Annotated in this window: 6 protein-coding genes; 1 reads left to right on the forward strand and 5 read right to left on the reverse strand. The window is 63.5% G+C overall.

Annotated elements, in window-relative coordinates:
- The 5 genes from EOA28_RS18605 to EOA28_RS18625 form a co-directional block, all read right to left on the reverse strand.
- A partial coding sequence (locus EOA28_RS18605; protein WP_148670756.1) for a peptidylprolyl isomerase occupies positions 1 to 836 on the reverse strand: 836 nt, incomplete at its 3' end.
- Positions 837 to 1,055: 219 nt separating this feature from the next.
- Complete coding sequence (locus EOA28_RS18610; protein WP_189342096.1) at positions 1,056 to 3,485, reverse strand: LPS-assembly protein LptD; 2,430 nt, start codon at positions 3,483 to 3,485, stop codon at positions 1,056 to 1,058.
- Entirely contained in the window at positions 3,485 to 4,567 is a 1,083-nt protein-coding gene (lptG, locus tag EOA28_RS18615; RefSeq protein WP_127253609.1) for an LPS export ABC transporter permease LptG, read from the reverse strand. Before lptG ends, EOA28_RS18610 begins: the two co-directional genes overlap by 1 nt.
- Before the next feature lie 2 nt (positions 4,568 to 4,569).
- Complete coding sequence (gene lptF / locus EOA28_RS18620; RefSeq protein ID WP_126078240.1) at positions 4,570 to 5,766, reverse strand: LPS export ABC transporter permease LptF; 1,197 nt, start codon at positions 5,764 to 5,766, stop codon at positions 4,570 to 4,572.
- Positions 5,753 to 6,163, reverse strand: a complete 411-nt coding sequence (locus EOA28_RS18625; RefSeq protein WP_126078239.1) for a hypothetical protein — start codon at positions 6,161 to 6,163, stop codon at positions 5,753 to 5,755. Before EOA28_RS18625 ends, lptF begins: the two co-directional genes overlap by 14 nt.
- Between EOA28_RS18625 and EOA28_RS18630 the strand changes: the two genes are divergently transcribed.
- A partial coding sequence (locus tag EOA28_RS18630) for a leucyl aminopeptidase (RefSeq protein WP_128315141.1) occupies positions 6,144 to 7,283 on the forward strand: 1,140 nt, incomplete at its 3' end. The genes EOA28_RS18625 and EOA28_RS18630 overlap by 20 nt on opposite strands.

The following is a 7,283-nucleotide window of genomic DNA, read 5'->3' on the forward strand; positions in this document are numbered from 1 at the left end:
GCCTGGAACACCATCTGCGCGGCCTTGTCGTCGGAAACCTCGCGCGAGGAGCAGATGCCGATGAATTCGACGCCGCGTTCGGTCTCACGGGTCGGTGTCGCGCCGCCGACCTTGGTGGCCTTGATCTGCTCGGCCCAGTCGGTCGGCAATTGCGGCGCCAGCACCCGGCCGAGATCGCGCACGGTGACGTCGATCAGACCCTTGGCGAATTCGCGCGTGGTGTTGCAGCCGCTGAAGCGGGCACGCATGGCGTCGGCCTCGCGCTTGCGCTTGGCGAGCGTGGCGGCACGCTCCGATGCCGGCACCACGAAGATCACCTGCTGCAGCATGTACTCCGTCGCCGTCGGCTTGCTGCCGCCCTTGTCGAGCATGCGCCGCACGGCGTCCTGCTCGGTCACCGAGCCGCCCTCGCCGGAGCGGTAGCGCGCGCTGAGCGCCTGGTTCCAGGCCATCTGGGCGCGGATGAATTCCTTGAAGTGTTCCTTGGTGACGCCCGACTGGCTCATGATCGCGTCGAGCTTGGCCAGCGGCATCTTGTTGCCCGAGGCGAAGCGCTGGTAGGCGGCGTCGACCTGCTCATCGGTGATGCGGATGCCGAGCCGCTTGGCCTCGGCCAGCCGCAGCGTCTGATCTATCATCTCCTGCGCGGCATCGCCTTTCTTATGTTGGAGCTTGAAGAAGGCGGCGCGGTGCGCGATGTCGCCGGTGGTGATCGGTATGCCGTTGACGACATATTTGATCTCCGCGGCGAAAGCCGGCTGTACAACAGCCGTGACCGAAACCGAGCTCGCCGCCACCAGAAGCGCCAATCCTGCCGAAAACAGGTATTTCCTCATCTTACCTTCCAATTTCCCCGCCCCAATTTGTCGGCACGACAGCGCCGCGCGTCCTCCGAACGCCTGCGCGCTGCAGCCGACCCCATGCCTGTCCTATGCGGCGAAACGATGTCGCCGGCGCATGGCCCCGAGAATCACCGCATTTTCGGGGGTTCACGCTCCAAATCAAGACCAAAGCATCGTCGGCGCCCGGCTAGCAAGCCACGCGCCGGCCTTCGGTTATTGGATGGTATCGATCGCGCTCGTCGACGAGCCGAAATCGCCCAGCGTGCGGAACGACAGATTGAAGCCGATATTCTGCGACACTTCCTTGGTTACGGTATCGCGTGTCTGCGAATAGGTCATGATGTAGGTGAAGCAGGAATCGTTGTAGGCGAAACCGACCCCGTCCTTGACCAGCACGTTGCTCTGGAGGTCGTAGGTGCCGGTGCCGAACAGCCGCCAGTTCTGCGCCAGATGCGTCGAGGCGCCGAGCGTGACTTCATGGCGGTCGGTGGTGAAGCCATAGAGCGGCTGCGCCTCGATGAAGGCATATTTGGCGCTGAGCGATATCGGCAGGCTGGAATAGGCGGCCTTCACTTCGGCGCGCCTGACCTCGAATGTCTGCTCGTCGAAACGCCCGCTCACCGAGCCGGAAAAACCGCTCGGGCTGTTGAAGCCGACGAGGCCGACATAATCCGAGGTCCGTTTGTCCAGGCCGGACTCGGCTCCGGCATTGACCAGATCGGGCGCGGCGAAGGAGTTCTCGCCCGCGAGCTGGTAGGACTGGCCGAAGATGGCATTCGTGGCCCAGCCATTGTCATAGGCGCCTGAATAGCGGAAGCCGACATTCGCGCGTGTGCCGCCTTCGATCCGGTCATAGCCGGAGAATTTATCGCGCTCGAACAGCGTCGTGGCGTCGAAGACGAAGCTCTGCGCGTCTTCGTTCGGAACGGCCAGTCCGCCGACATATTGCTCGTTCGGACGCACAAAGACCTGCGCGGTCGGCTCCAGGACATGGCTGGAGCTGGGCATCGAGAACAGCAGCGGCCACCGCGCCTCGAGGCCGAGGGTCGCCATGTAGCGGGCAAGCGACGAGCGCATGTCGACGTCTTGGCCGAGATTCGTGCCCATCTGGTTGACGGCATCGAGCGAAGCCTGATTGGCGTTGACATAGCCGGCATCGCCGCGGAAGGCGAGCAAGGGAGTCAACTGCAGACCGCCATCGGTGGTGAAGGTCCGCTTCCACTCGGCTTCCGCGCTCACCCGGCTGGATTCGCCTTCGATGCCGCGCACGTTGTTGATCGAAGCCGGGTCGCTGGCATCAGCCAGCACGGCGTCCAGCCGGTTGCGGCTGATCACGCGCGTGTTCACGTTGAACGACAACTGGCCGCCGGCCACCGACGTGTCGGGGATGTAGGCATAGTCGAGCGACGGCAGCACCCAGGGCTGCTTGGCGGAGCGCGATGTCGGATCGCTGGAGAGCGTGTCTTCCTGCACCTCGAAGCGCATGGCGCGGACGTCGAAGTAGTTGCGGTCGCTCAAGCCCGTCAGATAGATCGACGACTGATGGACGAGGTCGCTGAAGCCGTCGATGTTGTAGGTGCGCGAGAAATTCTTGTCGGTCTGCAGCAGCACATCCCAGCCGAAGTCCCAACGCTCGTTGATCGCGAACTGGCCCGTGGTGCCCATCATGCCACGGAACTTGTTGGGGTCGCCTTCCGGGCCGGAATTGACCGTATGGCCGTGGTTGATGTCGAGGGTATTCGTATTGATGAACTCGTTCGGATCCTGCTGGTTGATGCCGGCGATCTTCAGCGTGTACTGGCCGTTGTTGAAGCGCTGGCGCCACTCGGCCTCGCCGAGGAAGCCCTGCTTGGTATAGCCGCTGCCGGTAACGGTCAGGTCATAGGTCGGGGACAGCGCGAAATAATAGGGGACTTTGACGCCGACGCCGAGATGGTTGTTGTAGACGATGCCGGGGATCAGGAAGCCGCTCTTGCGCTTCACCGTCGGGTCGGCGATCTCGAAAGCTGGCAGATAGGCAAGCGGGAAGCCGAAGAATTCGAAGTTCGAATTCTCGAAGCGGACCGTCTTCTTCTCGCCGTTCCAGATGATCTTGCGCGCCTTGACGCGCCAGGTCGGCGCTTTGTCCGGCTTGTCCTCGCAAGGCTCGCAGGCGGTGTAGACGCCATTGTGGAAGGTGGTCAGCACGCCGCCCATGCGCTCGCCGCTCTCGGCGGCGAAATAGGCCTTGTCGATCGTCTCGACGCGCAACGCGTTGGTGAACCCGTCGGCGAAGTCGTCGGTGATGTCGATATGATCGGAATTGATCTTGGTGCCGTCGCTGTTGATAAGCTCGACGGCGCCGCTCGCGACGAGGCGCTTGGTGTCGCGGTTGTACACCACGCGCTGGGCGACCAGCTTGTTGCCGCCATAGTCGATCTGCACGCCGCCGACGGCCGTCACCGTATGCTGGTCGTTGTCATAGACAAGCGTATCGGCGGCCAGCAGCATCTGCGTGCCGGACGGGACGGGCTTGGCAGCGATGGTCTGCGCCTGCGCGGGTGCCATCGGCGCCGCACAAGCGAACAGACATGCCAAGGCGGTCGCCCCATAAAGGCGTGCCAAACCGGCCTGCCTATGGCTGCGCAAAACCGACTCCCTCACTAGCCGTCTTCCTTGTATAGCAGAAACGTCACCCCAAAGAACATAGCCACGACGACCGGAACCCATGCAGCCACCACCGTAGGAACGAATCCGGCCACACCGAATGCCTTGACCAGTACCGAAACGACATAAAGCAGAAAGCCGGCCACGACGCCACCCAGAATCATCGTTGCCGACTGCCCCATTCGCGCAAATCGCATTGAAACCGTTGCAGCAATCAGCGTCATGGCGACGAGGAGGAACGGCAACGCCAGCAGCGAATCAAACTGCATGGCGAAGGCATTTGCCTTGAGCCCAAAGGAACGGGCAACCTCGATCTTGCGCGGCAGCTCGTAGAAAGGGATGGTTTCCGGGCGCGCCAGGCGCTCCTGAACGAATTCCGGCTTGAGGTTGGTCGGCACCTTGTCGGTTGCCAGCGCCCGGATGTTGCCCGCCTTGAAGACCTTGACGTCCTGCAATTCCCAGTAGCCGTCGCGCAGGAAGGCCTTGGCTGCGTCCTTGCGCTCGGCGATGTTGCCCTGCGGGTCGAGGATGAAAAACACCGCGTCCGCCATCTCCAGCCCCTGATTGAGGATGGCGCGGGCGCCGATGATGGTGTCGCCTGATTCGGTCTTCTGCCTGAGCCAAGGCGTGACATTGGTGGTGACGGCATTCGATTTGCCGGCCCTGAGGTCGTTCTCCATCTGCTCGGACCAGGAAAAGCCGTGCGCGGCGATGGGGTTCATCACGGCCACCGACAGCACGCCGAACATCAGCGCGCCGACGCAGCACGGAAACAGGAACTGCCAGGCCGAAACGCCGGCCGAGCGCGCGATCACCAGCTCGTAGCGGCGGTTGAGCGACACAAGCGTCGCCATTGCCGAGAACAGCCCGACGAACGGCACCGTCTGCAGCATGATCATCGGCATCCTGAGCGCCGAAATGGCGAAGGCCGTGCCATAGGTGAACCCCGGCAGCCCGGTCGTGCGGCCGGAGAGCTCGGTGAAATCGATGAGGAACACCAGCGCCAGCAGGCCGAGGAAGAACCAGAAGGTGATCGAGACGTAGCGGAAGAAGAAATAGCGGCCCAGCGTCCAGCCCATGGTCAGGCTCCCTGGCCGGAAGTGCGCCGCGCAAGCCACAGCTTGAATGCCGTCCAGTTGTCGCTGGCGCGCTTGGCGAGATTGGTCAGCCAGTCCGCCCAACTGACCGGCAATTCCATGGTGCGGGACGAGACGATGAACCAGATCGAAACCGCGGACGCAATCAGCGGTATGCCGTAGAGCAGGTAGATGTAGTACGAGACCCTGTCGGCCTTGCCGGCGGCGAAGAAGCCCAGCCATCGCACGAAAAGCGCTATCGCGATCGCCGTGATCAACGGGTTGATGCGTGCTTCGCGATGCGAGCGCGCATCGCCCGCGACGGCCAGCGCGATCAGCGCGAACACCAGCGAATAGGACCACTCGGCAAAGCGCTGGTTGAGCTCCGCGCGGTAGCTGCCCGGTTCGCGCTGGAACATCTTGTCGTTGGGATCCGGGTTGAGCAGATACGCCGTCGTGCGGTCCTTGGGCAAAAGCGTGATGTCGTTCGCCGCGGATAGGAAGGCGGACATGTCGAAGGCGTAAGAGGTGAAGCGGATGACCGAGAGGTCGCCGGTGACCGATTTGCGGTTGATGACGCCGTCATTCATCATCAGCACCTTCTCGTCGCCTTTTTCGACGATGCTGCCGGTCTTGGCATAATAGGTGAGGCTGGCGCCTTCCTCGCGTGAATCGGCGACGAAGATACCGCCGAGCCGGTTGCCGGGAAGCCGCTCGCCGACCTGCAGGTAAAGGCCCTCGTCGATCTTGCGGAACGTGCCTTCCTGGATGATCAGCGACACGAGGTCGGCGCGCGAAGCCGCCACCAGCTGGCGGTTCTTCTGCCTGGCATAGGGGTCGATGGCGTTGTCGACGATGAAGGAAAAGGCGCAAGCCGCGATTGCGAGCAGCAGGACGGGCCGCGCGATGGTCCAGCGCGAGGCGCCCGCGGCGCTGAGCACGGCGAGCTCCGAATCGGTGTTCATGGCGCTCAGCGTCTGCGCCACCGCCACCACCAGGGCGAACGGCACCACGATCGGGATGATCGAGGGAATGATCAGTGCCGCGACCTCGAAAAAGGTCAGCGCCGACTGGCCGTTGTCGGTGACGAGGTCAATCTTGGCCAGCACCTGCGTCGTCCACACGATCGCCAGCGTCCAGACCAGCGCGGCGAGGAACATCGTCAGCGCGCGGCGCATGATGTAGCGTTCAACGACCTTCATGAAGGCTTTTCTCGATTTTGCCGAACGGCATCATGCCCGCCGACAAGGTAGTGATCCGGCGTCGCCCGCACAACTGCGTCATAGGCGGCTCGCTCCGGTTTGTCGCCCCACGCCACATGCCCCGGCGCGGCGGAGTCTCCGCGCCAATGGATAAGAAATGCAAAACATCGATGGTTAACAGCAGGTTGCGGCAGCAATCTAAGGTCGTGCCGAGGCGAATCCTTTGTCTATGGTGGCGCTGATATAGGCAGCGATTTCGGCCAAAGTCTTGCCAAATGGCTGAAAACGACCAAATGTCGCGCACGCTTGCCAAACCGTTTGCTCGCTGAAAATTACCTTTGCCGGCACCTTGCGGCCATCCCCGAAAGCAGGACCTGATGACGTTGAGACCATCCATTTCTTTCGCCAAATTCGCCGTGCCGAAAAAGGGCAGCGTCTTCGTGTTCGCGGGCGACGGCGTCGGGCTCGGCGAGGCGGCGAAGGCCTGCGATCCCGCCGGTGCGCTGGCTCGCGCGTTTCCGGTCGCCGATTTCTCCGGCAAGTTCGCGAGCTCCGCCGAGGTGCTGGCGCCGGAAGGAACGTCCGTCGACCGGCTGGTGGCGATCGGCGCCGGCAAGCTGTCGGCTCTCGACGACAATGCCTGGCTGAAGCTCGGCGGCGCTGTCGCCGCTTCGCTGCGCAAGGCGACCGAGGTGGCTGTCATTCTCGATCTGCCGGAACTGCAGGCCGATGGCCACCAGGCGGGGAGCCTCGCCGCCGGCATCCTGCTGCGCAGCTACGCCTTCGACAAGTACAAGACCAGGAAGGACAAGGACGACGGCCAATCCGACGCGAAGGCGGCGAAGCCCGCCAAGGTCACGATCCACTGCGCCGATCCGGCTGCCGCGAAGAAGGCCTTTGCCGGCGAGGAAGCGGTGGTCGACGGCGTGCTGCTGGCGCGCGACCTCGTCAACGAGCCGGCCAATGCGCTGGGGCCTGTCGACTTCGCCGAGCGCGTCAAGGCGCTGGAGGCCCTCGGCGTCGATGTCGAGATCCTCACCGAAAAGGAGATGAAGAAGCTCGGCATGGGCTCGCTGCTCGGCGTGGCGCAAGGCTCGCCGCGCGGCGCCCGCCTGGTGGTGATGCGCTGGAGCGGCGGCAAGGCCAAGGACGCGCCGCTGGCATTCATCGGCAAGGGCGTCACCTTCGACACCGGCGGCAATTCGATGAAGCCGGCCTCCGGCATGGAGGACATGAAGGGCGACATGGGCGGTGCGGCCGCCGTCACCGGGCTGATCCATGCGCTCGCCGCGCGCAAGGCCAAGACCAATGTGGTCGGCGTCATCGGCCTTGTCGAGAACGCCGTCGACGGCCATGCCCAGCGCCCCGGCGACATCGTCACCTCGATGTCGGGCCAGACGATCGAGGTGCTCAACACCGACGCCGAAGGCCGCCTCGTGCTGGCCGACGCGCTTTGGTACACCAACGACCGCTTCAAGCCGAAATTCATGATCAATCTGGCGACGCTGACCGGCGCC

It is taken from the genome of Mesorhizobium sp. M2A.F.Ca.ET.067.02.1.1 (assembly GCF_004023285.1).
Lineage (GTDB): Bacteria > Pseudomonadota > Alphaproteobacteria > Rhizobiales > Rhizobiaceae > Mesorhizobium.